27 protein-coding genes are annotated in these 25,183 nt (G+C 71.5%); 14 read left to right on the top strand and 13 right to left on the bottom strand.

The window, feature by feature from the left end:
- Window positions 1-48: 48 nt before the first annotated feature.
- Window positions 49-2,730 (bottom strand): aconitate hydratase AcnA, encoded by a 2,682-nt coding sequence (gene acnA, locus GGR24_RS08050; RefSeq protein ID WP_183394827.1) that lies wholly within the window; start codon window positions 2,728-2,730, stop codon window positions 49-51.
- 187 nt (window positions 2,731-2,917) lie between these two features.
- Between acnA and ccmA the strand changes: the two genes are divergently transcribed.
- On the top strand, window positions 2,918-3,592 hold the full coding sequence (ccmA, locus tag GGR24_RS08045) for a heme ABC exporter ATP-binding protein CcmA (protein WP_183394826.1): 675 nt from the start codon (window positions 2,918-2,920) through the stop codon (window positions 3,590-3,592).
- On the opposite strand, the gene GGR24_RS08040 is transcribed toward ccmA, so the two are convergent.
- Window positions 3,535-4,044: a PepSY domain-containing protein gene (locus GGR24_RS08040; RefSeq protein ID WP_246398170.1), complete on the bottom strand. Its 510-nt coding sequence runs from the start codon at window positions 4,042-4,044 to the stop codon at window positions 3,535-3,537. The two genes, ccmA and GGR24_RS08040, sit on opposite strands and share 58 nt — an antisense overlap.
- A 145-nt stretch (window positions 4,045-4,189) precedes the next feature.
- On the opposite strand from GGR24_RS08040, the gene ccmB reads away from it, so the two are divergent.
- Complete coding sequence (gene ccmB, locus GGR24_RS08035; RefSeq protein ID WP_183394824.1) at window positions 4,190-4,843, top strand: heme exporter protein CcmB; 654 nt, start codon at window positions 4,190-4,192, stop codon at window positions 4,841-4,843.
- Between the two features lie 15 nt (window positions 4,844-4,858).
- Here ccmB and GGR24_RS08030 read toward each other — a convergent pair whose 3' ends face one another.
- Window positions 4,859-5,152, bottom strand: coding sequence for a hypothetical protein (locus tag GGR24_RS08030; RefSeq protein WP_183394823.1), 294 nt, complete (start codon window positions 5,150-5,152; stop codon window positions 4,859-4,861).
- A 207-nt stretch (window positions 5,153-5,359) separates the two neighbouring features.
- On the opposite strand from GGR24_RS08030, the gene GGR24_RS08025 reads away from it, so the two are divergent.
- The 3 genes from GGR24_RS08025 to GGR24_RS08015 are packed head-to-tail and all read left to right on the top strand — an operon-like array spanning window position 5,360 to window position 6,899.
- On the top strand, window positions 5,360-6,124 hold the full coding sequence (locus GGR24_RS08025; protein WP_183394822.1) for a heme ABC transporter permease: 765 nt from the start codon (window positions 5,360-5,362) through the stop codon (window positions 6,122-6,124).
- On the top strand, window positions 6,121-6,279 hold the full coding sequence (gene ccmD, locus GGR24_RS08020) for a heme exporter protein CcmD (RefSeq protein WP_183394821.1): 159 nt from the start codon (window positions 6,121-6,123) through the stop codon (window positions 6,277-6,279). The genes GGR24_RS08025 and ccmD overlap by 4 nt, the downstream gene beginning before the upstream one ends.
- Window positions 6,276-6,899: a DsbE family thiol:disulfide interchange protein gene (locus GGR24_RS08015; RefSeq protein WP_183394820.1), complete on the top strand. Its 624-nt coding sequence runs from the start codon at window positions 6,276-6,278 to the stop codon at window positions 6,897-6,899. The genes ccmD and GGR24_RS08015 overlap by 4 nt, the downstream gene beginning before the upstream one ends.
- A gap of 7 nt (window positions 6,900-6,906) precedes the next feature.
- On the opposite strand, the gene ribB is transcribed toward GGR24_RS08015, so the two are convergent.
- Together ribB and GGR24_RS08005 are read right to left on the bottom strand one after the other, a co-directional pair.
- Complete coding sequence (ribB, locus tag GGR24_RS08010) at window positions 6,907-8,037, bottom strand: 3,4-dihydroxy-2-butanone-4-phosphate synthase (protein ID WP_183394819.1); 1,131 nt, start codon at window positions 8,035-8,037, stop codon at window positions 6,907-6,909.
- Between the two features lie 95 nt (window positions 8,038-8,132).
- A complete protein-coding gene (locus tag GGR24_RS08005) occupies window positions 8,133-10,601 on the bottom strand; it encodes a response regulator (RefSeq protein ID WP_183394818.1) in 2,469 nt (822 codons plus the stop codon).
- Window positions 10,602-10,826: 225 nt separating this feature from the next.
- Between GGR24_RS08005 and argE the strand changes: the two genes are divergently transcribed.
- Window positions 10,827-11,984: an acetylornithine deacetylase gene (argE, locus tag GGR24_RS08000; protein ID WP_183394817.1), complete on the top strand. Its 1,158-nt coding sequence runs from the start codon at window positions 10,827-10,829 to the stop codon at window positions 11,982-11,984.
- Window positions 11,985-11,986: 2 nt separating this feature from the next.
- Here the strand turns inward: argE and GGR24_RS07995 are convergent, their stop codons facing one another.
- The 3 genes from GGR24_RS07995 to GGR24_RS07985 are packed head-to-tail and all read right to left on the bottom strand — an operon-like array spanning window position 11,987 to window position 13,926.
- Window positions 11,987-12,193: a hypothetical protein gene (locus GGR24_RS07995; protein ID WP_183394816.1), complete on the bottom strand. Its 207-nt coding sequence runs from the start codon at window positions 12,191-12,193 to the stop codon at window positions 11,987-11,989.
- Between the two features lie 54 nt (window positions 12,194-12,247).
- Complete coding sequence (locus tag GGR24_RS07990; protein ID WP_183394815.1) at window positions 12,248-13,189, bottom strand: diacylglycerol/lipid kinase family protein; 942 nt, start codon at window positions 13,187-13,189, stop codon at window positions 12,248-12,250.
- Between the two features lie 5 nt (window positions 13,190-13,194).
- Window positions 13,195-13,926: an RluA family pseudouridine synthase gene (locus tag GGR24_RS07985; protein ID WP_183394814.1), complete on the bottom strand. Its 732-nt coding sequence runs from the start codon at window positions 13,924-13,926 to the stop codon at window positions 13,195-13,197.
- Here GGR24_RS07985 and GGR24_RS07980 point away from each other — a divergent pair.
- Entirely contained in the window at window positions 13,925-14,269 is a 345-nt protein-coding gene (locus tag GGR24_RS07980; RefSeq protein WP_246398168.1) for an antibiotic biosynthesis monooxygenase, read from the top strand. The two genes, GGR24_RS07985 and GGR24_RS07980, sit on opposite strands and share 2 nt — an antisense overlap.
- Window positions 14,262-15,203, top strand: a complete 942-nt coding sequence (locus GGR24_RS07975; protein ID WP_183394813.1) for a glucokinase — start codon at window positions 14,262-14,264, stop codon at window positions 15,201-15,203. The genes GGR24_RS07980 and GGR24_RS07975 overlap by 8 nt, the downstream gene beginning before the upstream one ends.
- Window positions 15,204-15,427: 224 nt before the next feature.
- Here the strand turns inward: GGR24_RS07975 and GGR24_RS07970 are convergent, their stop codons facing one another.
- Window positions 15,428-16,210 (bottom strand): 3-hydroxybutyrate dehydrogenase, encoded by a 783-nt coding sequence (locus GGR24_RS07970; RefSeq protein ID WP_183394812.1) that lies wholly within the window; start codon window positions 16,208-16,210, stop codon window positions 15,428-15,430.
- 125 nt (window positions 16,211-16,335) lie between these two features.
- On the opposite strand from GGR24_RS07970, the gene GGR24_RS07965 reads away from it, so the two are divergent.
- Complete coding sequence (locus GGR24_RS07965) at window positions 16,336-16,878, top strand: transcriptional repressor (RefSeq protein WP_183394811.1); 543 nt, start codon at window positions 16,336-16,338, stop codon at window positions 16,876-16,878.
- Window positions 16,862-18,148: a flavodoxin-dependent (E)-4-hydroxy-3-methylbut-2-enyl-diphosphate synthase gene (ispG, locus tag GGR24_RS07960; RefSeq protein ID WP_183394810.1), complete on the top strand. Its 1,287-nt coding sequence runs from the start codon at window positions 16,862-16,864 to the stop codon at window positions 18,146-18,148. Before GGR24_RS07965 ends, ispG begins: the two co-directional genes overlap by 17 nt.
- A gap of 1 nt (window position 18,149) precedes the next feature.
- Here the strand turns inward: ispG and GGR24_RS07955 are convergent, their stop codons facing one another.
- On the bottom strand, window positions 18,150-19,829 hold the full coding sequence (locus GGR24_RS07955) for a bifunctional diguanylate cyclase/phosphodiesterase (protein ID WP_183394809.1): 1,680 nt from the start codon (window positions 19,827-19,829) through the stop codon (window positions 18,150-18,152).
- A 170-nt stretch (window positions 19,830-19,999) separates the two neighbouring features.
- Here GGR24_RS07955 and GGR24_RS07950 point away from each other — a divergent pair, with 170 nt between their 5' ends.
- Window positions 20,000-20,344 (top strand): hypothetical protein, encoded by a 345-nt coding sequence (locus GGR24_RS07950; protein WP_183394808.1) that lies wholly within the window; start codon window positions 20,000-20,002, stop codon window positions 20,342-20,344.
- Between the two features lie 68 nt (window positions 20,345-20,412).
- Here GGR24_RS07950 and rpmF read toward each other — a convergent pair whose 3' ends face one another.
- Both rpmF and mtgA read right to left on the bottom strand, forming a co-directional pair.
- Window positions 20,413-20,598, bottom strand: a complete 186-nt coding sequence (gene rpmF, locus GGR24_RS07945) for a 50S ribosomal protein L32 (RefSeq protein WP_183394807.1) — start codon at window positions 20,596-20,598, stop codon at window positions 20,413-20,415.
- Window positions 20,599-20,735: 137 nt separating this feature from the next.
- On the bottom strand, window positions 20,736-21,449 hold the full coding sequence (gene mtgA, locus GGR24_RS07940; RefSeq protein WP_183394806.1) for a monofunctional biosynthetic peptidoglycan transglycosylase: 714 nt from the start codon (window positions 21,447-21,449) through the stop codon (window positions 20,736-20,738).
- A 139-nt stretch (window positions 21,450-21,588) separates the two neighbouring features.
- Between mtgA and GGR24_RS07935 the strand changes: the two genes are divergently transcribed.
- Entirely contained in the window at window positions 21,589-22,509 is a 921-nt protein-coding gene (locus tag GGR24_RS07935) for a polyprenyl synthetase family protein (protein WP_183394805.1), read from the top strand.
- A gap of 8 nt (window positions 22,510-22,517) precedes the next feature.
- Here GGR24_RS07935 and phaR read toward each other — a convergent pair whose 3' ends face one another.
- A complete protein-coding gene (gene phaR, locus GGR24_RS07930) occupies window positions 22,518-23,105 on the bottom strand; it encodes a polyhydroxyalkanoate synthesis repressor PhaR (RefSeq protein WP_183394804.1) in 588 nt (195 codons plus the stop codon).
- A gap of 158 nt (window positions 23,106-23,263) precedes the next feature.
- Here phaR and GGR24_RS07925 point away from each other — a divergent pair, with 158 nt between their 5' ends.
- Window positions 23,264-23,836: a hypothetical protein gene (locus GGR24_RS07925; protein ID WP_183394803.1), complete on the top strand. Its 573-nt coding sequence runs from the start codon at window positions 23,264-23,266 to the stop codon at window positions 23,834-23,836.
- Between the two features lie 106 nt (window positions 23,837-23,942).
- Window positions 23,943-25,124, top strand: coding sequence for an acetyl-CoA C-acetyltransferase (locus tag GGR24_RS07920; RefSeq protein ID WP_183394802.1), 1,182 nt, complete (start codon window positions 23,943-23,945; stop codon window positions 25,122-25,124).
- The last annotated feature ends 59 nt before the right edge of the window (window positions 25,125-25,183 follow it).

Raw genomic sequence — 25,183 nt, 5'->3', positions numbered from 1 at the left:
GCGGCTCGCCACTCACATGGCGGTGACGCGCGCCGACGTGATGAGCGCTCACGCCGCCAGACTCCGCAACACGTAGTGCAGGATGCCGCCGTTGCGGAAGTAGTCGAGCTCGTCGAGCGTATCGATCCGGCAGAGCAGCGGGACCTTGCGGACCGTGCCGTCCGCCGAGGCGATCTCCGCCTCCAGGGTGACGCGCGGGCGAAGCCCGTCCGCGAGGCCGTGGATGGTCACGGTCTCGTCGCCCTTCAGGCCGAGCGTCTGCCAGGACGTGCCCTCCTCGAAGGTCAGCGGGACGACGCCCATGCCGACGAGGTTGGAGCGGTGGATGCGCTCGAAGGACTGCGCGATCACGGCGCGCACGCCGAGCAGGTTGGTGCCCTTCGCGGCCCAGTCGCGCGACGAGCCGGTGCCGTATTCGCGCCCGGCGAACACCACCAGCGGCACGCCCTCGGCCTTGTAGCGCATCGCGGCGTCGTAGATCGGAAGCTGCTCGCCGCTCGGATAGTGGATCGTGACGCCGCCCTCGACCCCCGGGACCATCTGGTTCTTGATCCGGATGTTGGCGAAGGTGCCGCGCATCATGACCTCATGATTGCCGCGGCGCGTGCCGTACTGGTTGAAGTCCTGCGGCCGGACCTGGTGGTCGCGCAGATACTCGCCCGCCGGGCTCGCGAGCTTGATCGAGCCGGCCGGGGAGATGTGGTCGGTGGTGATCGAGTCGAGGAACAGGCCGAGCACCCGCGCGCCTTCGATGTCCGTGACAGGCTTCGGCTCGCGGTCCATGCCCTCGAAGTAGGGCGGGTTCTGCACATAGGTCGAGGAGCTGACCCATTCATAGGTCATGCCGCCCGAGACCTCGATGCCCTGCCAGTTCGCGTCGCCCTTGAAGACGTCGGCGTATTTCGACTGGAACAGCTCGCGGTTGATCGTCTTGCGGATGAAGTCGGCGACCTCGGCGGAGGACGGCCAGATGTCCCGCAGATAGACCGGCTGGCCATCGGAGCCGACGCCGAGCGGCTCGGTCGCGAGATCGACCTGCATGGAGCCCGCGAGCGCGTAGGCGACCACCAGCGGCGGGGAGGCGAGGTAGTTCGCCCGCACGTCCGGGTTCACGCGGCCCTCGAAATTGCGGTTGCCGGACAGCACGGCGGCGGCGACCAGGTCGGCCTCGTTGATCGTGTCCGAGATCTCCTCCGGCAGGGGGCCCGAATTGCCAATGCAGGTCGTGCAGCCGAAGCCGACGAGGTTGAAGCCGATCTTGTCGAGCTCGGCCTGCAGGCCGGATTTCTCAAGATAGCCCGCCACCACCTGGCTGCCGGGCGCGAGCGAGGTCTTCACCCACGGCTTGCGCGTCAGGCCCCTGGCGGCGGCGTTGCGCGCCAGCAGCCCGGCGCCGATCATCACGCTCGGGTTGGAGGTGTTAGTGCAGGACGTGATGGCGGCGATCACCACGTCGCCATGGCCGAGATCATGGTCGCGGCCCGCGACAGCCGCGCGCTTGCCGGCTTCGCCCGGCTTCTTGAACTCGCCCTCGAGCGAGGCGAGGAAGCCCGCCTTGGCCTCCTTCAGCAGCACGCGGTCCTGCGGCCGCTTCGGCCCGGCGATCGACGGCTCGACCGAGGCGAGATCGAGCTCCAGCGTGTCGCTGAACACCGGATCCGGCGTGTCGGAGGTGCGGAACATGCCCTGCGCCTTGGCGTAGGCCTCGACCAGCGCGACGCGCGCCTCGTCCCGGCCGGTTTCGCGCAGGTAGCGGATGGTGTCGGCGTCGATCGGGAAGAAGCCGCAGGTCGCGCCGTATTCGGGCGCCATGTTGCCGATCGTGGCGCGATCCTCGAGCGCCATGTTGTCGAGGCCGGGGCCGTAGAACTCGACGAACTTGCCCACCACGCCCTTCTTGCGGAGCATCTGGGTCACGGTCAGCACGAGGTCGGTCGCCGTCACGCCCTCGCGCAGCGCGCCCGTGATCTTGAAGCCGATCACCTCCGGGATGAGCATCGAGATCGGCTGGCCCAGCATCGCCGCCTCCGCCTCGATGCCGCCGACGCCCCAGCCGAGCACCGCGAGGCCGTTGACCATGGTGGTGTGGCTGTCGGTGCCGACCAGCGTGTCCGGATAGGCGACCTTCTCGCCGCCCTCGTCCTTCGTCCAGACGGTCTGCGACAGGTATTCCAGGTTCACCTGGTGGCAGATGCCGGTGCCGGGCGGCACCACGCGGAAATTGTCGAACGCCTGCGCGCCCCAGCGCAGGAAGCGATAGCGCTCGCCATTGCGCTCATACTCGAGCTCGACATTGCGGCCGAAGGCGCGCGCATTGCCGAACTCGTCCACGATCACCGAATGGTCGATGACCAGGTCGACCGGGACCAGCGGGTTGATCTTCTTCGGGTCGCCGCCGAGATGCTTCATGGCGTCGCGCATCGCGGCGAGATCGACCACCGCCGGCACGCCGGTGAAGTCCTGCATCAGCACCCGCGCCGGCCGGAAGGCGATCTCCCGGTCCGAGCGCCGGTCGGCGAGCCAGCCCGTCATGGCCCGGGCGTCGTCCGCCACCACGGTGCGGCCGTCCTCGAAACGCAGCAGGTTCTCCAGCAGCACCTTCATCGAGAACGGCAGGCGGGACACGCCCGCGAGCCCGTTCGCCTCGGCGTCGGGGATGCTGTAGTAGCGATAGGTCTCGCCGCCCACCGACAGGGACTTGGCCGAACGGAAGCTGTCGGGATGGGACACGGGCGGTTCGCTCCTCGGAATGCGCGGCGGCGCGGCCGGCCCGAAGCCGGCGCGGGTGCGCTGCACAAGATGGACGTGAGGTCCTTATAGGTGAAGTCTTGCCCGGGTTGAAGACGCTTGAGCCCCGAGCGCGCCTCGCGAAAACCGCCGGGCTTCGAGGGATTCCAACATCCCGGCCGGAGGCCCGATGAGGCTGGTGGCCGAGGCGCTGGCGGTCGCGCGCGGCGGCCGTCCGATCCTGGAAGGGGTGAGCCTCGCGGTCCCGGCGGGCGGCGCGCTCGCGGTCGTCGGTCCGAACGGCGCCGGCAAGTCCACGCTGCTGCGGACGCTCGCGGGCCTGATCAGGCCGCTTTCGGGCGCGATCAGGATCGAGGGCGACGATCCTGAAATTCCGCCTCGCGAGCGCATGCACCTGCTCGGCCATCTGGACGCCGTGAAGTCCGCGCTCAGCGTGGAGCGCAACCTCGCCTTCGCCCGGGACGTGCTGGGCGGCGAGGGGGATCTGTCGGAGGCGCTGGAGCGCGTCGGGCTCGGGCGGATCGCCGATCTTCCGGGCGCGGCGCTGTCGGCGGGCCAGCGACGCAGGCTCGCGCTGGCGCGGCTGATCGCTGCCCCGCGGCCGGTGTGGCTGCTGGACGAGCCGACGGCCGCGCTCGACGCGGGCGGACAGGCGCTGCTCGGCCGCCTGGTGGGGGAGCACCGCGCGCGCGGCGGCATGGTGGTGGCCGCGACGCACGCGGAGCTCGGCTTCGAGGGCGGCGCGACGCTCGACCTCGGGGCGAGCGCCGCGCGGTCCGGCCCGCGTCAGTCGTCGACGACGACCTTGCCGACGGCGTCGACCGTGACGTCCTTGGAGCCCTGATCGGTGAGCACGTCGATCTCATAGGCGACGGCGTCGCCCGAGCGCTCGACCTCGGCGCTGGTCGCCTTGCCCATGGCGGCCTTCTCGGCGGCCATGATGGCGTCCTTCAGCTGGACCTGGGCCTTCTGGAAGTCGGCCGGCTTCAGCGTGGTCCAGTACTTCTCGAAGGTCTGCTCCTCCTCGCCGACCACCTCGCCGGTGTTCGGATCGACGAAGTACTTGATGAGCGTGTCGCCGCCCGGGCTCAGCACCTTGACCTCCCAGCGGCCGCCGTAATCGTCCTCGAATTCGACCTCGGTGGCCTTGCCTTTGGCCTTCGTCTCCGCCGCCTCGACGGCCTGCGAGATCGACACCTTGGCGTTCTTCGCCATCTCCTCCTCGTTGGCGGCCAGGGCCGGCCCCGCCAGCACGCCAGCGAACGCCAGGGCGGAAAGCGCGTACGTGAGGCTCATTTTCATTGGTTGATCTCCCATTCCGGTCAGGCGAAATCCCTGATTGCATGACCAACGCGCATCCTCCCGGTCGGTTCGGCCCTGGCAGTGAAATGCCTGTGACGCCGCGCCCTTTGCCGGCTTTCAACCTATGGTGGAGTCCCGCATGAGGACGCCCCTCGGCGCCGTGCTGTCGCGCGACCTGGCCCTCGCCCGCGGGGGAGGAGCCGGGCTCGGCGTGATGTTCTTCCTGCTGGTCGTCACGCTGACGCCGTTCGCGATCGGCCCGGACCTCGCGCTGCTCGCGCGCATCGGGCCGGCGATCCTCTGGCTCGGGGCGCTGCTCGCCAGCCTGCTCGGCCTCGACCGGCTGCTGCAGGCCGATCACGAGGACGGCAGCCTCGACCTGATGCATCTCGCGCCTGCGCCGCTCGAGCTGCAGGTCGCCGCCAAGATCCTCGCCCACTGGCTCGCCACCGGGCTGCCGCTGGTGCTGGCGGCGCCGCTGTTCGGGGTGATGCTGGACGTCGGGCCGGAGGTCTCGGTCCGGGTGGCGCTGGCGCTGCTCGTCGGCACGCCGGCGCTCGCCTGCCTGGGCGCGGTCGGCGCCGCGCTGACGGTCGGGCTGCGGCGCGGCGGGCTGCTGGTGCCGGTGCTGATCCTGCCGCTCGCCGTGCCGGTGCTGATCTTCGGCGTCGCGGCCTGCGACGCCGCGCGCGGCGGCTGGGCGCCGCTCAGCGTTCTGGCCGGGCTCGCGCTCGGCTATGCGGTCCTCGGCCCGGTCGCGGCCGCGGGCGCGCTGCGGCTGCTGCGCGACTGAGGCGAGGCCGCGGGGTCAGTATCTCCCGTCGAGCCGCCCGCGGTGGCCGCGGCCGTCGTCGCCGAGCCGGTCCGGCCCGTCGTAGCGCCCGTCGCGGCGCCCCTCATGCCGTCCCTCGTGGCGGCGGCCTTCGTGCCGGCTGCGCTGATAGCGGCCGTCGCCATGGCGGTAGCGGTCCCGGTCGCGATAGCCGCGGCCGCCTTCGATGAACGTGCGGTCGTGATAGCCGTAGCCGCGGGGCCGGTCATGCTGGCAGGCGGCCAGCGCCAGCGTCGCCGCCGAGATCGCGAGCAGGGGGATGAGTTTCATGGGATCGGCTCCTTGAGGTTCGAGGCCTACATGGCCTGCGGACGCTCGGCGGCCACCCGCGCGGCGGCGGCGGACGCCTGAAGCCGGAGCGCGAGAGCGGTTCGGGGCGGTTCTTATCTGAAGTGATCAGGGCCGGCGGCGAGGCCACGCGGATTTTCGCCACGGACGTCTGTTTTGAGGATCGCGTTCGACATAAAAGGCCCAGCCATGGCCCTGCTCTCCTCCATAACGGCGCTCGCCAATCCGGCCCGCTTCTCGGCCTTCGCGACCCGCGTGCTGCCATGGCTCGCCGCCGCGACCGCCGCCATGCTGGCGCTCGGCCTCTATCTCGGCCTGGTGGTCGCTCCGGCCGACTACCAGCAGGGCGAGACCGTCCGCATCATGTTCCTGCACGTGCCGTCCGCCTGGCTCGGCATGATGGGCTACACCATCATGGCGGTGGCGAGCCTCGGCGTGCTGATCTGGCGCCATCCGCTCGCCGACGTCGCCGCCAAGGCCGCGGCCCCGCTCGGCGCCGCCTTCACGTTTCTCGCGCTCGCCACGGGCTCGCTCTGGGGCAAGCCGATGTGGGGAACCTACTGGGTGTGGGACGCCCGGCTGACCTCGTTCCTCATCCTGTTCCTGATGTATCTCGGCCTGATGGCGCTGCGCTCGGCCATCGAGGAGCCGTCGCGCGCCGCCAAGGCCTGCGCCGTGCTGACGCTGGTCGGTTCGGTCAACATCCCGATCATCAAGTTCTCGGTCGACTGGTGGAACACGCTGCACCAGCCCGCCTCCGTCACCCGGATGGGCAAGCCCGCCATGGATCCCACGATCCTCTGGCCGTTGCTCGCCAACGCGCTCGCCTTCACGCTGCTATTCGTCGTCCTGCACCTCGCCGCGATGCGCACCGAGCTGATCCGGCGCCGGCTGCGGACGCTCAGGATCACCGCGGCGGCGTCGGCCGCCTTCGCGCCGGAGCCCGCCGAATGAACGATCCGCATCTCGGCTTCATCGTCGCCTCCTATGCGATCGGCCTTACGGTGGTCGTCGCGCTGATCGGCTGGACGATCCTCGACTATCGCGCGCAGTCCCGCGCGCTGGCTGAGCTCGAGGCGCGCTCCGGCCGCCGCCGGAGCCGGCCGTGAGCGCAGGGTCCGGCGCGGGCGCGCCGCCGGCGGGCGGGCGGGGCCGGCGGGCCTTCGTGGTCGTCCCGGTCCTGGCGTTCCTGGCGCTCGCGGCGCTGCTCTATGTGCGCCTCTACAGCGGCGATCCTTCGGCGCTTCCGTCCGCGCTGATCGGCCGGCCCGCGCCCGACCTCACGCTCCCGGCGCTCGGAGGGCTGAAAGGCGACGACGGCGCCGTTCCGGGCTTCTCGCGGGCCGACCTCGCGACCGGCGAGGTGACGGTCGTCAACGTGTTCGCGTCCTGGTGCGCGCCCTGCCGCGAGGAGCACCCGTCGCTGCTCAGGCTCAAGGAGAGCGGCGTGCGGATGTTCGGCCTGAACTACAAGGACGCCTCCGAGAACGCTCGGCGCTTCCTCGGCGGCCTCGGCAATCCGTACCAGAAGGTCGGCGTCGATCCGGGCGGCCGGGCCGCGATCGAGTGGGGCGTCTACGGCGTGCCGGAGACCTTCGTGGTCGACGGCGAGGGGCGCATCGCCTTCAAGTTCGTCGGCCCGCTGACCGACGACGCCGTCGAGAAGACGCTCAGGCCGCAGATCGAGAAGGCCAGGGCGGCGAACCAGAGGCCCGCCGCCGCGTCCTGAGACTCGATTACTCGTCGACGATCTCGGTCTTCTCGATCGCGATGCCGAAGCCCGCGATGCCGACATACTGCCGCTCATGGCCGGCGAGCAGGGAGATCTGGCGCACGCCGAGGTCGCGCAGGATCTGCGCGCCGACGCCGATCTCGCGCCAGCGCTGGCGGCGCTGTCGGGCCGACATGTGGCGCTCGGCGGCCGGATCGCTGGAATCCGGCTCGCCTGCGCCGTTCTGGCCGTCGCGCGGCGTGCGCAGCACGGCCGGGTCGCGGATGAGGATGAACACCCCGCGGCCGGTGTCGCTGAAGCGCGCCAGCGCATTGTCGAGCCAGCCCTTCGAGGTCGCCGCGCCGCGCAGCAGATCGGTCAGGAGATGCTCGCGATGGATGCGGCAGGGCACGGCCCCTTCGCCGCTGACGTCTCCGACCGAGATCGCGAGATGCTGCGTCTGCTCGAAGGGCGTGTCGTAGACCGTGATCACGGCGTCGCGGCCGCCGATCGGGCGTTCGAACCGGTCGACCCGGCGCACGAAGGTCTCGCGACGGGACCGGTGATCGATGAGATCCTCGATCGAGACGATCTTCAGCCCGTGCTCGCGCGCGAACGCGATCAGCTCCGGCAGCCGCTTGACCGTGCCGTCGTCGTTGACGACCTCCGCCAGCACGCCGACCGGCGGAAGGCCCGCGAGCGCCGCGAGATCGGTCGCGGCTTCGGTGTGGCCGGAGCGGGTCAGGACGCCGCCCTCGCGGGCGATCAGCGGGAAGACGTGGCCCGGCCGCAGGAAGTCGGTCGCGATCGCGTTGTCGGAGCCGAGCGCGCGCACCGTGTTGGCGCGCTCCTCGGCCGAGATGCCGGTGGTGAGCCCGATCTTGTAGTCGACCGAGACCGTGAAGGCGGTCCGCATCGGGTCGAGATTGGTCGCGACCATCGGGGCGAGGTTCAACGCCTCGGCCCGCTCGGCGGTCAGCGGCGCGCAGATGATGCCGCTGGTGTGCCGGATCATGAAGGCCAGCGTCTCGGGCGTCGCCTTGGCGGCCGCCATGATGAGGTCGCCCTCGTTCTCGCGATCGGTGTCATCCACCACCACGACCAGTTCGCCTGCGGCGATCGCGGCGATCGCCTGGTCCATGCTGTCGAGTTCCAATGCGGCTCCGATCGATCGCTGCGGCTGAAAGCCTGTCGGCGGGTCGAATGCACCCGCGGCCTTGCGCGGGTCAAGCGGCGGGGAGCGCAGGGCTGTCAGAAGCGTGCGGAGACGCAGGCCTCGAGCCCGCGCCTGAGCGTGGCGCCGTCAAACGGCTTGGTGACGACCGCCACCGGCCCGGTCGCCGCCAGCAGCGGCGGCGCCTGGAAATCATCGCGCCCGGTCGCGAACAGGATCGGCAGCCGGGGCCTGAGGCCGCGGCTCCACTCGGCCAGGGCCTCGCCGTCCATGTCCGGCAGGCCGAGGTCGGTCAGCATCAGGTCGATGCCGGCGTCGTTCGCGAGCGCCGCCTTGGCGGCGGCGGCGTTGTGCGCCTGCGTGACCGTGTGGCCGAAGCTCTCGAGCAGGTCCGCGACGCCCATCGCGATGAGCGGCTCGTCCTCGACCAGCAGCACGCGGAGCGGGGCGGCCTTCTGCGGGGCGTGGGGCGTCCGGTCGTCGAGCAGCTGGCGCAGCTTCAGCGCGAGCGCCTCCTTGGGATACGGCTTCTCGATCAGATGCACGTCGGCGTCCACGCGTCCCTGGTGGACGATCGCGTTCTCCGCATAGCCCGACATGAACAGCACTTTGAGGCCCGGGCGGCGCAGCAGGGCCAGGCGGGCGAGTTCGGGCGGTTTGGGCGAGCCGGGCATCACGACGTCCGAAAGCAGCAGGTCGAACGCCTGCTGGCTGTCGATCAGCGGGGCCGCCTCGGCCGTGGAGGCGACCGCGACGACCTCGTAGCCGAGCGCCGCGAGCAGGTCCGCGACCGCCGTCCTGACGCCGTCGTCGTCCTCCAGCAGCAGAATCCGCTCGCCGCGTCCGCGCAGGTCGGCGCCGATCACGGCGTCGGCCTCTTCCGGCGGCGCGGCTTCGCTGCGCGGCAGAGTGAGGCGCACGACGGTGCCTTTCCCGGGCTCGCTCTCGATTTCGACGGCTCCATGGGACTGCTCGATGAAGCCCTGCACCTGGGGCAGCCCGAGACCGGTGCCGCGCCCTTCGGGCTTGGTCGAGAAGAAGGGTTCGAACACCCGGGCCAGCACCGCCGGCGGCATGCCCGCGCCGGCGTCCGCGACGGCGATCTCGATCCGCTCGGCGGCGCCCTCGGCGGCCGGGAGGTTCCTGACCGAGATGGTCAGCTTGCCGCCGTCCGGCATCGCGTCGCGGCCGTTGATCGCAAGATTCAGCACCGCGTTCTCGAGCTGGATCGGGTCGACCAGCGCCGCCCACGGCTCCGGATCGCAGGTGATCTCGATCTCGACCTGTTCGCCGAGCGTGCGGTCGAGCAGGTCGGTCATGGACGCCACCAGCCCGCCCACATGGGTCGGCTTCGGCGTCAGCGGCTGGCGGCGGGAGAAGGCCAGCAGCTGGCGCGTGAGCTTGGCCCCTCTGGCCGCGCCCGCCATGGCGTCTCGCAGGCGCCGCGCGGTCTTCGGCGTCATGGAGCCTGCAAGCTCCTCGGCCAGCAGGTCGAGATTGCCCTTCACCACCTGCAGCAGATTGTTGAAGTCGTGCGCGACGCCGCCGGTGAGCTGGCCGATCGCCTCCATCTTCTGGGCCTGCCGCAACTGGCGCTCGGCCTCGCGCCTCTCGGTCAGGTCCCGGGCCGAGCCGACCACGCGCTGGGTCGCCCCGGCGAGCGCCTCCACGGGCGCCAGCATCACCTCGAACACCCTTTCGACGCCCAGGATCTCCGCGGTCTCCTCGTACCGGAGCGGCGCGCCTGAGGCGACGCATTCGTCGATCTTGCGGGTCAGCCGGGCGGCCATCGGCGCGGGCATGAACTCGGTCAGGCGGCGGCCCTGCACGCCGCCCTCGCCGACTTCGAGCGCCCGCTCCAGCACGCGGTTCATGGTCTCGGCCGCGATCGTCCCGTCGGGCGCGATCGAGACCACGAAGACGCCGTCGGGCGTGTTGTCCACATAGGCCGCGTAGAGCGCGTTGATGTCGCGTCGCGCGCTCTCCTCGTGGCGGCGGCCGGCGGCCTCGGCTGCGACGCGCTGATAGGCGTGGGCGAGGTCCGCGGTCCGCTGCGCGACGAGGCGTTCGAGCTCGGTCTCCTGCCGCGCGGCCGCCTCGCGCAGGCGCGCGGCCTCGTCGATGTCGTCGCCGACGCAGAACCAGCGGGTGACGGCGCCCCGCTCGTCGCGCACCGGCCAGCCGCGGCTGAGGAACCAGCGCCAGCCGCCGTCGCCGTTCGCGAGGCGATGTTCGAGCAGGAAGGGCTCGCCCAGGGCGAGGCTTCGGCTCCAGCGAACCGCGCAGGCGTCGCGGTCATCGGGATGGATGCGCGACAGCCAGGCCTCCCGGCCCGTCTCCGTGTCGGGCGCTCCGGTCAGGCGGCGCCAGTGCGGATTGAAATAATCGTGCTCGCCGCTGGGAGGCGCGGACCAGACGGTCTGCGGCGCGTCATCGGTCAGAGCCTTGAGCCAGACGTCGCGCGAACCCGGCAGGTCGAAGGCCTCCGCGCCGCTCTCCGTGGAAGCGGCAGGATCGTTCCAGAAGGTCGCACGCATGGACGTCATCTGGCGGCCCGCTAGCTCCCCGCCGGCGAAACGATGGGCCCGGCGGACGGCGGGAACGTCCCGCCACACGGAAGGCTAGCATGAAACCGCGGCGGGTTGGGCAGCCCTGGCGCCCACGAACGCGTGCGCAAACGCGCGCTCTCGACGGCGGACCGCTCCGGCCCCCAGCTTCAGCTTGGGCCGCCGAGGGTCTAGGCTGAAGCTTCAAGAGCTGACTGGCGCCAGATGATCTCCGACAACACGATCGAGCTGCTCGGGCGACTGATCGCGTTCGACACCACGAGCCGCAATTCGAACCTGCCGCTCATCGAGCATGTGGAGGGCTATCTCGACAGCCTCGGAATCCCTCATGAGCGGGCCGCCGGCGCGCATGGCGACAAATCCAACCTGTTCGCCACCATCGGTCCGGCCGACCGGCCGGGGATCGTGCTTTCCGGGCACACCGACGTGGTGCCGGTCGACGGCCAGCGCTGGCCCAGCGACCCGTTCAGCCTGACCCGCCGCGACGGGCGGCTCTATGGCCGCGGCGCCTGCGACATGAAGGGTTTTCTGGCCGTCTGCCTCGCGCTCGCGCCCGAGATGGCGGCGGCGAAGCTCGAGATCCCGATCCACTTCGCCTTCTCCTACGACGAGGAGGTCGGCTGCCTCGGCGTCCGCGAACTGCTGGAGATGCTGGCGGCGCGGCCGGTGAGGCCGCTCGGCTGCATCGTGGGCGAGCCGACCGGGATGCAGGTGGTGATCGCGCACAAGGCCAAGCGCTCTCTCGGCGTGGTGGTGCGCGGGACCGGCGGCCATTCCTCCCGCGCGCCGGAGGCCGTCAACGCCGTCGAATACGCCGCCCGGCTGGTGACGCGCACGACCGAGATCGGGAAGCGGCTCGCATCGTCCGGGCTGCGCGACGCGCTCTACGACATCCCGCACTCGACCGCCCATGTGGGCGTGTTCCACGGCGGGGTCGCGCTCAACATCGTGCCGGACGAGGCGGTCGTGGAGCTCGAGTTCCGGGTGCTGCCCGAGGAGGACGCCGACGCCCTCGTGGCAGAGTTCCGCTCCTTCGCGGGGCAGCTCGAAGCCGAGATGAAGGCGCGCGACCCGCGCGCGGCGGTCGAGGTCTCGATGAAGTCGGAGTTCCCGGGGCTCTCAACCGCGCCCGAGGCCGACATCGTGACGCTCGTCAAACGGCTCGCCGGCCGGAACGACCACGCCAAGGTCGCCTATGGCACCGAGGCGGGGCTGTTCGTCGAGACCGCCGGCATCCCCACGGTGGTCTGCGGGCCGGGCTCGATCGCGCAGGCGCACCGCGCCGACGAGTTCGTCGAGGACGAGCAACTGGCGCAGTGCGAGGCCTTCATCCGCAGGCTGATCCGGCACTGCGCGAGCTGAGCTCAGCGCGCCTTGCGGCTCCGCCGCGCGCGCACGGGCTTGGGCTGCGGACGGAGCGCCGCCGGAAACCACAGTTCGACCAGGCGCCGGTTCGTCTCGGCGAGCCACGCCTCCTGCGCGCGCCGGGCTTCCGAACAGGCTTTTCCGCGCGCAGCGCCCGACCAGGCGTTCGCCGCGCTCAGCCACGCGCTCATCCAGGGATTCTTCATCGGAGTCCTCCGCTCACCGGCACAACGCGGCGGCGCCTGTCATGTTCCGCCGCCTCAGGCCGCCGGCGCGTCGGCCGGCGCGCCCAGCGGCACGATCGGCCGCATCACGATGGCGGCGGCGGGCAGCGCCTCGTAGCGCAGGGGGCAGGTCTCGCGGCTGAGCTCGCCGTCGGTCGCGACCCAGACGCGCCGCCGCCGGAGCTTCGTCACCACCGCTTCATGGGCGCGGAAAGCCTCGATCAGCGGATTGTCGCGCCAGCCGCCGGTCATCACGTCGATGGCGAGCCGCAGCCGCTCCCGCATCCCGCCGGCGTGCGCCACCACCACCTCGATCTCGCCGCCGTCAAGCCGCGGCCGCCGCCAGCTTCGGTCGGCGAAGGCGTTGTTGGTCACGAGCACGGCGGTGGCGTCCACACGGCGCGCCTGGCCGTCGATCACGAGTTCATAGCGCGACCGCCCGGAGCGGAAGAACGCGCGGAAGGCGGCGATCGCAAAGCCGAGGTAGCGGCCGAGGCCGTGGTTCCCGCGCGCCGCCTCGCGGGCGCGCGCCATCTGGGCGAAGAAGCCGAGCCCGGAGATCGAGTGGAACGGCCGGCCGTTGACCGAGGCGAGGTCGATGCGCCGCGGCTCCGCATGGGCCAGAGCGGCGATCGCGGCCTCCAGCGGCTGGGGCACGCCGAGGTCGCGCGCCAGCAGGTTCACCGTGCCGAGCGGCAGCACGCCGAAGGTCTTGCGGAGCGCGAGCAGGCGGCCGAGCGAACGGGACACGGACCCGTCGCCGCCGCCCACGATCACCTCGTCATGGCTGTCGTCGCGCGCGATCGCGTCCAGGGCGGCGTCGAGATCGCGCGGCGGGACCATGCGGATGTCGACCTGCTTTCCGGCCGCCGCGAACGCCTCGGCGATGCGCTCGGCCGCGGTCTGCGGCCCCGGCGCGCGCTCCAGGTCCTTGAGCGCGCCGGCGCGCGGGTTCAGCAGCACGAGGCAGCGCGCCATCGGGGTCAGGAGGTTTCCTCCGGGACGGACAGGCGAGGTTCCGGCGCCTCCCAGCCAAGCGCCGTGAACGTCGCGGCCATATGGGGCGGCAGCGGCGCTTCGGCTTCGATCGGCGGCCTGCTCTCGCGCATCGGGACCGAGACGGCCCGGGCGTGGAGGTGCAGCGGCGGCCCGCCCTGCGGCGCGGCGCCGTAGATCGGATCGCCGAGCAGCGGCATGCCGACATGCGCCGCATGGGCGCGGATCTGGTGGGTGCGCCCGGTCAGCGGCGTGAAGGCGACCCATGCGAGCCCGGCGCCGCGCGCCATCACCTTCCACTCGGTGACGGAGGGCAGTCCCGCGGGATCGACCGCCATCCACCAGCCGCGATGCGGATCGCGCTTGGCGAGCGGGGCGTCGATGCGCCCCTCGTCAGCCGTCGGCGCGCCCTGCACGACCGCCCAGTAGGTCTTTCCGACGCGGCCCGAGGAGAACAGCTTCCCGAGCCGCGCCAGCGCCTTGCGGTGGCGGCCCAGCACCAGGCAGCCGCTGGTGTCCTTGTCGAGCCGGTGCGCGAGCGCCGGGTCGCGCGGGAGCCCGAAGCGCAGCGCGCCGAAGGCCGCCTCGAGATTCGGGCCGCCCTTCGGCCCGGCATGGACCGGGACCCCCGCCGGCTTGTCGAGGATCAGAATGAGGCCGTCGCGGTGGAGCACGCGGGAGACGAGGGCGTCGGGAGACAAGACGGAAGCGCTGGACATGGAACTCTGCTGCGACGCCGAGTATGGGCGGACGGCGGGGCCGCACTATGTCGCGGCCATGAAGCTGGTTTCCACCGTTTTCGAGGTCGCGCCGGAACATGCGGCCGCCTTCAGGGCGGCCGTGTTCGCGAACGCGAACGCCGTGGAGCGCAACGACCCGGCCTGCCGCGGCGTCGCGATCGCGGAGGATCCGTCGACTCCGGGCTTTTTTCTGACGTCCGCCCTGTACGAAACCGAGGCCGCGGCCGCCGCCCGCCACGCCACCGAGGCCGGCCGCGCCTTCGAGGAGGCGGTCAAGCCCTATGTCAGGCGCCAGCGCGTACGGTTGCTCGATCTTGGCTGAGGCGCGCGTCGGGGACCTGCTGGTGGGCGACGTCGGCGGCACCAACTGCCGCTTCGGGATCGTCCGGCCCGGGGACCTTCAGGCCTCCGCGATCGAGACGATGAAGGACGACCGCTTCGCGGCCTTCGAGGACGCCGTCGCGGCCTATCTGGAGATGACGGGCGCGCGGCCCGAACGGGCGGTCGTCGCCGTCGCCGGGCCGGTGAGGGACGCCGCCGCGAGCCTCACCAACCGCGCCTGGACGATCGACGCCGCGGCGCTCGCGCGCCGCTTCGGCCTCGGCGCGGTCGAACTGGTCAACGACTTCGTCGCGCAGGCGGCGTCGCTGCCGCACCTGCCACCGGACGCGTTGCGGCGCATCGGCGGTCCGGAGCCCCGGCCGGACGCCGCCAAGGCGGCGGTCGGGCCCGGCACCGGGCTCGGGGTGGCGGCGCTGCTCCGCGCGGGCGGCGAGTGGCTTCCGGTTCCGAGCGAGGGCGGCCACGTCGAACTCGCGGCGGTCAACGATCGGGAGGCCGCCGCCTTCGCGCAGATCAGGCGCGCCCGCGGCCGGGTCTCGGCCGAACATGTGCTGTCCGGGCCGGGCCTCGCCCGTCTTCACCAGGCGTTGCATGGCGGGGCGGAGCTGCCGGCCGCGCAGGTGAGCGAGCGCGCAGCGCAGCAGGACCCGGCGGCGCTGGAGACGGTGCGGATCTTCCTCAGCATCCTCGCCCGGTTCTCCGGCGACGTCGCCCTGACGTTCGGCGCCGGCGCGGTCTATTTCTGCGGCGGCGTGCTGCCGAAGCTCATCGGTTTCGTCGATCCGGAGGCCTTCCGGTCGGGCTTCGAGGCGAAGGGGCCGCATGCGGAGATGATGCGCGAGACCGCGACGCTGCTGGTGACCTCGCCCGTCGCGGGCCTGATCGGCTGCGCCGCGCTGGCGCGACAGGCGTGAAATCGGCCGCCGTGCGCCGCCCCCGCGGTTAACCACGCGCGCAGATCGCGGCCGTCACCGCTCGAATCGAGTCGAATTCTATTGAACGGCCGACCGGCGTGCTTCTACGTCTTGGCGGTCGAATACGGCTCCGGTCAGCCATTCCCGCCGGAGTCGGGGCGAGGCGGCGGTCGCACAGGCCCCGCCTCGCAGGCATCCCGCCGGCAGGTCCCTCCTTCGGGAGCTCAGGCGGCGGTCCAGCCGCCATCCATCGAGAGCATCGCGCCGGTGATCTGCGCCGCGGCGTCGGAACACAGGAACACGGCGAGCGCCGCCACCTGTTCGGGCGTGACGAACTCCTTCGTGGGCTGGGCCGCCAGGATCACGTCTCGCTTGACCTCGTCCTCGGTCATGCCCCGCGCCTTCATGGTGTCGGGGATCTGACGCTCCACGAGCGGCGTCCAGACATATCCCGGGCAGATCGCGTTCACGGTGATCTTCTGCTGCGCCACTTCGAGGGCGCAGGACTTGGTGAAGCCCGCGATGCCGTGCTTGGCCGCCACATAGGCGGACTTGAACGGCGAGGCCACCAGCGCGTGCGCGGAGGCCGTATTGACGATGCGGCCCCAGCCTCTCCGCTTCATGCCCGGCAGCGCCGCCTTGGTGGCGTGGAACGTGGCCGACAGGTTGATCGCGATGATCTCGTCCCATTTGTCGTCGGGGAACTCGTCGACCGGCGAGACGTGCTGGATGCCGGCGTTGTTGACCAGGATGTCGACCGACCCGAAGCGCTCCTCGGCGGCGCGGATCATGTCCGCGATCTCCTGCGGCTTCAGCATGTTCGCGCCGTCATAGGCGACGGAGACGCCGTGCTCGGCCTCCATCGAGGACCGGATCTGCTCGATCTCCGCCTTGTCGCCGAAGCCGTTGATCACGACGTTAGCGCCGGCCCCGGCCAGCGCCCGGGCGATCGCGAGCCCGATGCCGCTGGTGGAGCCGGTGACGACGGCGGTCTTGTCCTGCGGCATGAAGGGGTCTCCTGGGCGCGGCGCGGGTCCTGCTGCGGGTAAGCTGGAGCGCGCGGCCGCGATGCGCAATGCAGGCCTCCCGGATGACGCAACGATCGGCGCTTCGTGCTAAGGGATCGGGCGAGATGACGCACTCCGAGACTGTCTCCGGCCGCCCCTTCGCCGAGCCGGGCCACAACCACCACGCCTGCGCGCGGGAGGTTCTGCAGCGCGCCGAGAGGCTCTGCGCGGAACGCGGGGCGCGGCTGACCGACATCCGCCGCCGCGTGCTGGAGGCGCTCGCGGCCGATCATGCGCCCGCCGGCGCCTATGAGGTGATCGAGCGGCTGTCGCGGCCGGGCGAGCGCCCGCCGGCGCCGATCACGGTCTATCGCGCGCTGGACTTCCTGCAGGAGCAGGGTTTCGTGCACCGGATCGAGAGCCGCAACGCCTTCGTGGCGTGCAGCCATGATCATGCCGCCACAGGCGACGCGCCGGTGGTGTTCCTGATCTGCGAGGATTGCGGCGCGGTCGGAGAGGCCGCCACCGAGGCTTTCGCCAGCGCGCTGCAGGGGCTGGTCCGCGCGTCGGGCTTTCGCCCACGCGCGCGGGTGATCGAAGTCTCCGGCGAATGCGCCCACTGCCGGACCAAGCTCAAGCTGAGAAGCGCCGATGTCGTTGACGCCTGATCCCTCGCCCGCGCCGGTGGACTGTCCCGCCACGCTCGCCGCGCGCCGCGCGTCGCGGCCCGTGCGGGTGGGCGACGTCACGGTCGGCGGCGGCGCCCCGATCGTCGTGCAGTCGATGACCAACACCGACACCGCCGACATCGCCGGGACGGTCGTCCAGGTCGCGGCGCTGGCGCGCGCCGGCTCGGAGCTCGTCCGCATCACGGTCGATCGCGCGGAGGCCGCGGCCGCCGTGCCGCACATCCGCGACGAGCTCGCCCGGCGCGGCGTGAACGTGCCGCTGGTCGGCGACTTCCACTATATCGGCCACACCTTGCTCGCCGAGCATCCGGCCTGCGCGGAGGCGCTCGCCAAGTACCGGATCAACCCCGGCAACGTCGGCTTCGGGGCCAAGCGCGACCGGCACTTCGCCGAAATCATCGAGATCGCGGCGCGCAACGACAAGCCTGTTCGGATCGGCGGCAACTGGGGTTCGCTCGACGGCGAGCTGCTCACCCGGCTGATGGACGAGAACGCCGCCGCCCCGCAGCCGAAGGACGCGCGCGAGGTGACGCGCGAAGCCCTGATCCGTTCGGTTCTGCTGTCCGCCGCCCGGGCCGAGGAGCTTGGCCTGCCGCGCGAGAAGATCATCCTGTCCGCCAAGGTCTCGGCGGTCCAGGACCTGATCGCGGTCTATGCGGAGCTCGCCCGCCGGGCGGACTACGCGCTGCATCTCGGCCTCACAGAGGCCGGCATGGGCTCGAAGGGGATCGTGGCGTCCTCGGCCGCGCTCGGCGTGCTGCTGCAGCAGGGCGTCGGCGACACGATCCGCGTCTCGCTCACCCCGGAGCCGGGCGGCGACCGCACGGTCGAGGTCAAGGTCGCGCAGGAGATCCTGCAGACCATGGGTTTCCGCACCTTCGTGCCGCTGGTCGCGGCCTGCCCGGGCTGCGGGCGGACGACCTCGACCGTGTTCCAGGAGCTCGCCCGCGAGGTCCAGGACCACATCGTCGCCCGCATGCCGGAGTGGAAGACGCTCTATCCGGGCGCGGAGACGCTCAACGTCGCCGTCATGGGCTGCATCGTGAACGGCCCGGGCGAGTCCAAGCACGCCGACATCGGCATCTCGCTGCCCGGCACCGGAGAGAGCCCGACCGCGCCGGTGTTCGTGGACGGCAAGAAGGTCGCGACCCTGCGCGGGCCCGGCCTGGTCGCCGAGTTCAAGGCGATGGTCGAGGACTATGTGGCGCGTCGCTTCGGCGCCGGCTCGGGCCGGGACGCGGCGGAGTAGCTCAGGCGAGCTGCGGCGCGGCCAGCAACTCGCCCTGCAGATAGGTCGCGCCCCACGCGGTCAGCATGTCCGCGGCCGCCCTGGTCTCGATCTGCTCGGCGACCGTCTCGAAGCCGAGCTCGCGCGCGAGCGCCAGCAGCGCCCGCACGAAGGCGCCCGAACGGGGGTCGGTCTCCAGATCGCGCACGAAGGAGCCGTCGATCTTGACGAGATCGACGGAGAGCTCCCGGAGCGCCTTGAACGAGGTGTGTCCGGCCCCGAAGTCGTCGATCGCGACCCTCACGCCGCGGGCGTGGAGCTCGGTCACGAAGGCGGAGGTCACGCCGAGATCCGCGATCGCCGCCGTCTCGGTCACCTCCACCATCAGCCGGTCGGCGAGGTCCGGCCGCATCGCGAGCCACGAGGTCAGCGCCTCGAGCCAGCTTGCGTCCGCCGTGGTGGCGGCCGAGACGTTCACCGCGACGCGGGCCTCCGGCAGGCTCGACAGATGCGCCGCCGCGAGATCGAGCGCGCGGCGGTCGAGCATGTGGATCAGCCCGACCTGCTCGGCGGCGCTCGCAAGCGGCCCGCCCGAGATGATCTCGCCGTCCTTCGTGACGATCCGCACCAGCGCCTCGCTCCAGACATGTTCGCCGGTCGCGGCCCGGAACACCGGCTGGAAGGCGAGCCGCACCCGCCGCTCGCCGAGCGCGGACACCAGCTGCTCGGCGAGCCGCATGTGCGTGCGGCGGGCGGCCTCGCGCTCCGGATCGGGCGCATAGACATGGATCGCGCCCGGGATCGCGGCGGCGCGCGCCAGCGCCGCGCGCGCTTTGGCGACGAATTCGGCGACGTCGCGCGCGTGACGCGGCGCGACCACGCCGCCCACCGCCAGGCGCACCGAGACGGGGCCCGCCGGCGTGACGATCGGCTCGTCGTGGATCGCCGCCGCGAGCCGCCGCAGCACGACGTCGAGGTCGCCGCGGTCGCACTCCTGCAGCACGAACCCGAAGGTGGAGGTCGAGAACCGCCCGAGCGTGTCGCCGCCGCGCATGGCCAGCCTGAAGCGGCGCGCGACCTCGACCACCGCGAGGTCGCCGACGTCGTAGCCGTAGGATTCGTTGATCGCGCCCAGATTGGTCAGCGAGGCGAGCACCAGGCAGCAGGCGGTCTGCATCCGCAGGCTGGCGGCGAGCGTCGCGCCGGCGATCTCGAGCAGCCGGGCGCGCGAGAGCTGCCCGGTGAGCGGATCGAAGCGGGCGAGCGTCGCGGCGTTGTGGGCGTGCTCGTAATGGGCGCCGAGCCGGCTGACGACGCCGACCACGCGGGTCGGCCGGCCCTCGGGCCCGGCGTACCAGCGGCCGCGGTCCTGCACCCACAGGCGCTTGGCGCGCCCGCCGGGCGTGAGCGGATACTCCACCTCGAACGGGACGCCGTGGCCGTGATCCGGGGCGCTCGCGCCGAACACCGCCTCGCGCCGGGTCGTCAGCGCGTCGGGATCGAACAGCGCGGCGAACCGGCTGGCGGAGTCGATCGGGGTCGTGGCGGCGAGCCCCAGGACCTCATGCGCCGCGTCCGTCCATTCAAGACGGTCGGTCTCGATGTCCCAGACATAGGCGGCCTGGCCGACCGCCGTCAGCAATTCCGCGATCGGCGAGCCGTCGCTGAGGCCGGGCTGAACCATCGTTCGGGCTTCCGCCATACCCGGGGTTTCCGCGCATAGATGTGGAGGACGAATCAGGAGCCTAGACTCCACTCACAAACACTCTAGCTTCGTAAGCGAAGATGACCGCGCCGGGCGGTCACGATACTTGGTTAATAGCCGGTATTGGGCCAAAGCGATAGAAATTCCACGAGCGGGACAGCAGTTCGATGCTGATGTTGCCTCCGGTTCAAAGACCCGGCGCCGCGGAGCGGGGCCGGACGAGGCCCGAGAAGGCCAGGCGGGCGGGGGAGGCGGCCTCCGCGGCCGAGACGCCGCGCGTCGATCCCGTCGAGGAGACGCCGGCGGCGGGCGCCTCGTCGACGCGGAGCGAAGCCCGTGGGGCCGGAAGAAGCTGGGCGGGCCGCAGCTATGCGCCGCTGGTCGCGCAGCTGATCGCGGGCGCGCTCGGCTTCGGGCAGACCCGCACCCGCCGGCGCGCCGCGATGGCCGACGCCCTGGCGGCCTACCGCAGGCCGCGCGACAAGCCGAAGAGCGATCTGGGCGTCGCCTGACGCGCGGGCGGAAACGAAAAAGGCCGGCGCTGGGCCGGCCTTTCGTCATTCAGAACTGGCGCGAAGCGTCAGGCGTCGGTCTTCGGCGACAGGATCTGCCGGCCGCGATACATGCCGGTCTTCAGGTCGAGGTGGTGCGGCCGGCGCAGCTCGCCGGAGTCCTTGTCCTCGATGTAGGTCGGCGACTTGAGCGCGTCCGCGGAGCGGCGGTGGCCGCGCTTCATCGGGGACGTCTTTCGCTTCGGAACGGCCATTTCGCAAACTCCGTCAATTCGGTGCGCAGCCTGTTCGGCGCGCGAAAAAGCGGGCGGAGCTCAGTCGCCGCCTCGGTCAGGGCGGGCTTATAGCGGCATCCGGACCGGAACGCCAGAAGGAATCGGCCGCCCGCCGCTCATCGCAGGCAGGCGGTGAGCGCGCCGGCCGCGCGCGCCCGGCTCGCCACGATGGTGGCGTGCGCGCGCGCCGACCGGCTCGGCTTCTTGGCGTCGCGCAGCACGGGGTTGGGCAGGGCGGCGGCCATCATGGCGGCCTCCCGCGCCGTCAGCGCCTTGGCGTCCTTGCCGAAGGCGCGGCGGGCGGCGGCCTGCGCGCCGAAAACGCCGCCGGGGCCCCATTCGGCGATGTTGAGATAGACCTCCATCACCCGGCGCTTGCTCCAGACCAGATCGATCCAGTGCGCGAGCGCGATCTCGAGCGGTTTGCGCAGATAGGCGCCGCCCTGCCAGAGGAACAGGTTCTTGGCGACCTGCATGGCGATGGTCGAGGCGCCGCGGCCCGGCCCGGAGTCGCCGCCCGCCTTCAGGACGCCGCCGATCGCGCCCCAGTCCACGCCGTGGTGCTGGCAGAAGCGCGCGTCCTCCGAGACCAGCACGGCGCGCTGCAGCGCCGGCGAGATCTGGTCGAGCGGCGTCCAGACGCGCTCGACGGGCCGTCCGGTCGCCCAGCGCGCGAGCATCAGCGTCGAGACCGGCGGCACGACCGAATAGACCGGCACAAGGATGATCGGCAGCGCGATCAGGACGAGGAGGATGCGCATCACGACGGCGGCCGCGGACGTCCTCGGCCGAAGCCTGCGGTCCGAGGACGCGCGCGCCAAGAACGCCATCAACCATCTGCTCCCCGTCTGCCCGCTCCCCGCAACCTAGCAGACGGCGCGGGTCAAGCCACGCAGAGCCGCCGCTTGACGGGCCGGCCCCGGTCGGGCGACCCAGACGTCGCAACGCGACCGGCGCCGGAACCCGCTCATGCAGCAGTCCTCGTTCGATGACCTTCGCGCCGATGTGGCGCGGCGCGCCGAGGCGGCGCTCGAGGCGCTGTTGTCGCCGCAGGCGCAGCCGGGCGAACTCGCGCGTCCCGCCCGCCTGATCGAGGCCATGCGCTACGCGATGCTGGGCGGCGGCAAGCGGCTGCGCCCGGCGCTGGTCGTGGCGGCCGCCCGCATGTTCGGCGCGGAGGGCGACGGACCGCTGGCGGCGGGCCTCGCGATCGAGTGCGTGCATGGCTACAGCCTGATCCATGACGACCTGCCGGCGATGGACGACGACGATCTGCGCCGCGGCCGGCCGACGATCCACCGCGCCTTCGACGAGGCCACCGCGATCCTGGCGGGCGACGCCCTGCAGACGCTCGCCTTCGAGACCCTGGCGAGCGACCGGGTCCATGCCGACCCCGCCGTCAGGGTGGAGCTCGTCGTCACGCTCGCGCGCGCGGCGGGGCTCGGCGGCATGGCGGGCGGCCAGATGCTCGACCTCGCGGCGGAGGGCCGTTTCGGCGGGGCGGCCCTCGTCGACGCGGACATCAGCCGGATGCAGGCGATGAAGACCGGCGCCCTGATCGAGGCCGCCGTCGAGATGGGGGCCATCGTGGGCGGGGCCGGCTCGCGGGCGCGTCAGGCGCTGCGCCGCTATGCGCGCGCGCTCGGGGAGGCGTTCCAGGTGGCGGACGACCTGCTCGACGCCGAGGGCGCCGCCGCGGTCGTGGGCAAGAAGACCGGCAAGGACGCGGCCGCCGGCAAGGCGACCCTGGTAGCCGTCCACGGCGTCGCGGGCGCCAGGCGTCGGCTGGAGACGCTCACGGAGGAAGCGACCGGGGCGCTTTCGGGCTTTGGAGACGAAGCGGAGCCGCTGCGATCCGCGGCGCGGTTCGTGGCCGCGCGGGACCGCTGAGCCGGGGGCTAGTTCTTGGCCGGCGCCATCTTGTCCAGACGGGCGCGCATCTCGGCCATCTCGCGACGCAGCGTGTCCAGGTCGTTGGGGCTGGTCTCGCGCGGGGCGGGCTGGCTCGCCGGCGCCTCCGGAGCCGGCTCCCCGGAGGCCGGGAACACCGAGAACATCCGGAACGCGCGCTCCATCATGGCGACGTTGGTGCGCATCTGCTCTTCGACCGCGGACTGGAACGAACCGGCGCCGAAGGTCTTCATGGTTTCGCGCATCTTGTCCTGGTCACGCGTCAGCGCGCCCATGGAGAGTTCAAGATACTTCGGCACGAAGCTCTGTACGCTGTCGCCATAGAATCGGATGAGCTGCCGCAGGAAGGTGATCGGCAGCAGGTTCTGCCCCTTGTTCTCCTGCTCGAAGATGATCTGCGTCAGCACCTGATGCGTTATGTCATCGTTCGTCTTGGCGTCGACGACCTGGAAATCTTCGCCGCGCTTCACCATCGCGGCGAGATCTTCGAGGGTGACGTAAGTGCTCGTCCCGGTGTTGTAGAGCCGGCGATTGGCGTATTTCTTGATCGTGATCGCGTTGTTGGTGCTCGACATGTCGCGCTGATCTCTCGCCGGCGAGGGTTTCATTGGTCGTTCTTCCGCGGCGCGATAGCCGCAAAAGCGGCCACGAGAACGGGAACGATAAGGCGAAATCAGCAAACCGGCCAGATTTTTGTGCAGTGCAGAGTAGAACCTTAGGCGGATGAACAAGCATGCGGCTGAAGCTCACGGGTGACCGATCGGTCCAGGCGGCGGGAGCCGCGACGCTCGCGCTCACGGCGGCCGCGCTGCTGGCCGGGCCAGCGCCCGCGGCCGCGGCGCCCGCGCTCGATCTCAAGCCGAGCACCTTCACGCGGCACGACTACAAGAAGTGCCCCGCGGCGCCGGCGGCCGGCGAGGGGCCGGACGCCCGCATGTGCCTCGGCGTCGCCAATGTGCCGGTGGTCTGGAGTTCCGACGGCGCCTCGGCGGCGCTGTGGTTCGGGCGCAAGCCCCTCAAGGAGTCCCTCAATCTCGGTACGGTGTTCCGGCCCGAGCCGAGCGTCGAATGGCGCGCGACCGAGCAGTCTCAGGGCCGCCCGGTGGCGGCCATCGTGCGTTACCGGGTCGGCGAACGCGCGGGCGCGCTCTCGGGCAGCCGGATCGTGGTCTATCGGCTGGAGCCCTCCGGCGCCGGCTGCGTGATGGCGGTGCTTCCTTCCGGAGACGCGAAGAAAGCGCGTGCCCTGGCGGACGAAACAGCGAATTCTTTCCGCTGCGGAAGCAGTCGCCGGCTCGCCGGATAAGCCTTTCTTCCAACTCCGAAGGTCGTCTTGCGCTGTTCCGACCCGGGTCCCATTAACCAGCGACATTCGCGGCCGCCGCGACGGCCCGCCGATCAGGGAGACTTCCATGGCAGACACCGATGTCGTCATCGTTGGGGCCGCGCGCACCCCGGTCGGCGCCTTCAACGGCGGCCTCTCCTCGCTGCCGGCGCATGAGCTCGGCAAGGTGGCGATCCTCGCCGCGCTGGAACGCGCGGGCGTCGAGGCCGGCGAGGTCTCCGAGACGATCCTCGGGCAGGTGCTGACCGCCGCGCAGGGCCAGAACCCGGCGCGTCAGGCCTCGATCGCGGCCGGCATCCCGATCGGGGCGCCGGCGTGGGGCGTCAACCAGGTGTGCGGCTCCGGCCTGCGCGCGGTGGCGCTCGCCGCCCAGGCGATCCGCAACGGCGACAGCGACATCGTGGTCGCCGGCGGCCAGGAGAGCATGAGCCAGTCGGCGCACGCGGCGCACATGCGCTCGGGCACCAAGATGGGCGACATCAAGTTCATCGACACGATGATCAAGGACGGCCTGTGGGACGCCTTCAACGGCTACCACATGGGCACGACCGCCGAGAACGTCGCCGAGAAGTGGCAGATCACCCGCGAGCAGCAGGACCAGTTCGCGGTGGCCTCCCAGAACAAGGCCGAGGCCGCGCAGAAGGCTGGCCGCTTCAAGGACGAGATCGCCCCGGTGACGATCTCGGGCAAGAAGGGCGACACGGTCGTCGACAGCGACGAGTACATCCGCCACGGCGCGACGCTCGACTCGGTCGCCAAGCTGCGCCCGGCCTTCTCCAAGGACGGCACGGTCACGGCCGGCAACGCCTCCGGCATCAATGACGGCGCGGCCGCCCTGGTGGTGACGTCGGCGTCGCGGGCGTCCTCGAAGGGCCTGAAGCCGCTCGCCCGCGTCGTCAGCTGGGCGCAGGCGGGCGTCGATCCCGCCGTCATGGGCTCCGGCCCGATACCGGCCTCGCGCCGCGCGCTCGAGAAGGCCGGCTGGTCGATCGGCGATCTCGACCTGATCGAGGCCAACGAGGCGTTCGCCGCCCAGGCCTGCGCGGTCAACAAGGACCTCGGCTGGGACACCGACAAGGTCAACGTCAATGGCGGCGCGATCGCGATCGGGCACCCGATCGGGGCCTCGGGGGCGCGCGTCCTGACCACGCTGATCTACGAGATGATCCGTCGCGACGCCAAGAAGGGCCTCGCGACGCTGTGCATCGGCGGCGGCATGGGCATCGCCATGTGCGTCGCGCGGGACTGACCACCCAGTTCCCGGAACTTCACGCTCGGACGGCAGGCAGGGCGGGGGCGCGGCGCTCC

The sequence above is a fragment of the Hansschlegelia beijingensis genome, assembly GCF_014196425.1.
Taxonomy (GTDB): domain Bacteria; phylum Pseudomonadota; class Alphaproteobacteria; order Rhizobiales; family Methylopilaceae; genus Methylopila; species Methylopila beijingensis.
The sequence above is the reverse complement of the archived record's forward strand: the minus strand, read 5'-3'. Positions and strand labels throughout refer to the sequence as shown.

Coding starts and splice junctions, on each gene's coding strand:
- GGR24_RS07980 (WP_246398168.1), top strand. CDS start 13,925: ATGGAACTCTGCTGCGACGCCGAGTATGGGCGGACGGCGGGGCCGCAC.
- ccmB (WP_183394824.1), top strand. CDS start 4,190: ATGAGGACGCCCCTCGGCGCCGTGCTGTCGCGCGACCTGGCCCTCGCC.
- argE (WP_183394817.1), top strand. CDS start 10,827: ATGATCTCCGACAACACGATCGAGCTGCTCGGGCGACTGATCGCGTTC.
- GGR24_RS07990 (WP_183394815.1), bottom strand. CDS start 13,189: ATGGCGCGCTGCCTCGTGCTGCTGAACCCGCGCGCCGGCGCGCTCAAG.
- GGR24_RS08025 (WP_183394822.1), top strand. CDS start 5,360: ATGGCCCTGCTCTCCTCCATAACGGCGCTCGCCAATCCGGCCCGCTTC.
- mtgA (WP_183394806.1), bottom strand. CDS start 21,449: ATGGCGTTCTTGGCGCGCGCGTCCTCGGACCGCAGGCTTCGGCCGAGG.
- GGR24_RS07920 (WP_183394802.1), top strand. CDS start 23,943: ATGGCAGACACCGATGTCGTCATCGTTGGGGCCGCGCGCACCCCGGTC.
- GGR24_RS07935 (WP_183394805.1), top strand. CDS start 21,589: ATGCAGCAGTCCTCGTTCGATGACCTTCGCGCCGATGTGGCGCGGCGC.
- GGR24_RS07925 (WP_183394803.1), top strand. CDS start 23,264: ATGCGGCTGAAGCTCACGGGTGACCGATCGGTCCAGGCGGCGGGAGCC.
- GGR24_RS08005 (WP_183394818.1), bottom strand. CDS start 10,601: ATGACGTCCATGCGTGCGACCTTCTGGAACGATCCTGCCGCTTCCACG.
- GGR24_RS07965 (WP_183394811.1), top strand. CDS start 16,336: ATGACGCACTCCGAGACTGTCTCCGGCCGCCCCTTCGCCGAGCCGGGC.
- GGR24_RS07995 (WP_183394816.1), bottom strand. CDS start 12,193: ATGAAGAATCCCTGGATGAGCGCGTGGCTGAGCGCGGCGAACGCCTGG.
- GGR24_RS07950 (WP_183394808.1), top strand. CDS start 20,000: ATGCTGATGTTGCCTCCGGTTCAAAGACCCGGCGCCGCGGAGCGGGGC.
- rpmF (WP_183394807.1), bottom strand. CDS start 20,598: ATGGCCGTTCCGAAGCGAAAGACGTCCCCGATGAAGCGCGGCCACCGC.
- GGR24_RS08030 (WP_183394823.1), bottom strand. CDS start 5,152: ATGAAACTCATCCCCCTGCTCGCGATCTCGGCGGCGACGCTGGCGCTG.
- GGR24_RS07955 (WP_183394809.1), bottom strand. CDS start 19,829: ATGGCGGAAGCCCGAACGATGGTTCAGCCCGGCCTCAGCGACGGCTCG.
- ispG (WP_183394810.1), top strand. CDS start 16,862: ATGTCGTTGACGCCTGATCCCTCGCCCGCGCCGGTGGACTGTCCCGCC.
- phaR (WP_183394804.1), bottom strand. CDS start 23,105: ATGTCGAGCACCAACAACGCGATCACGATCAAGAAATACGCCAATCGC.
- GGR24_RS07985 (WP_183394814.1), bottom strand. CDS start 13,926: ATGTCCAGCGCTTCCGTCTTGTCTCCCGACGCCCTCGTCTCCCGCGTG.
- ccmA (WP_183394826.1), top strand. CDS start 2,918: ATGAGGCTGGTGGCCGAGGCGCTGGCGGTCGCGCGCGGCGGCCGTCCG.
- GGR24_RS08040 (WP_246398170.1), bottom strand. CDS start 4,044: ATGAGCCTCACGTACGCGCTTTCCGCCCTGGCGTTCGCTGGCGTGCTG.
- ccmD (WP_183394821.1), top strand. CDS start 6,121: ATGAACGATCCGCATCTCGGCTTCATCGTCGCCTCCTATGCGATCGGC.
- GGR24_RS07970 (WP_183394812.1), bottom strand. CDS start 16,210: ATGCCGCAGGACAAGACCGCCGTCGTCACCGGCTCCACCAGCGGCATC.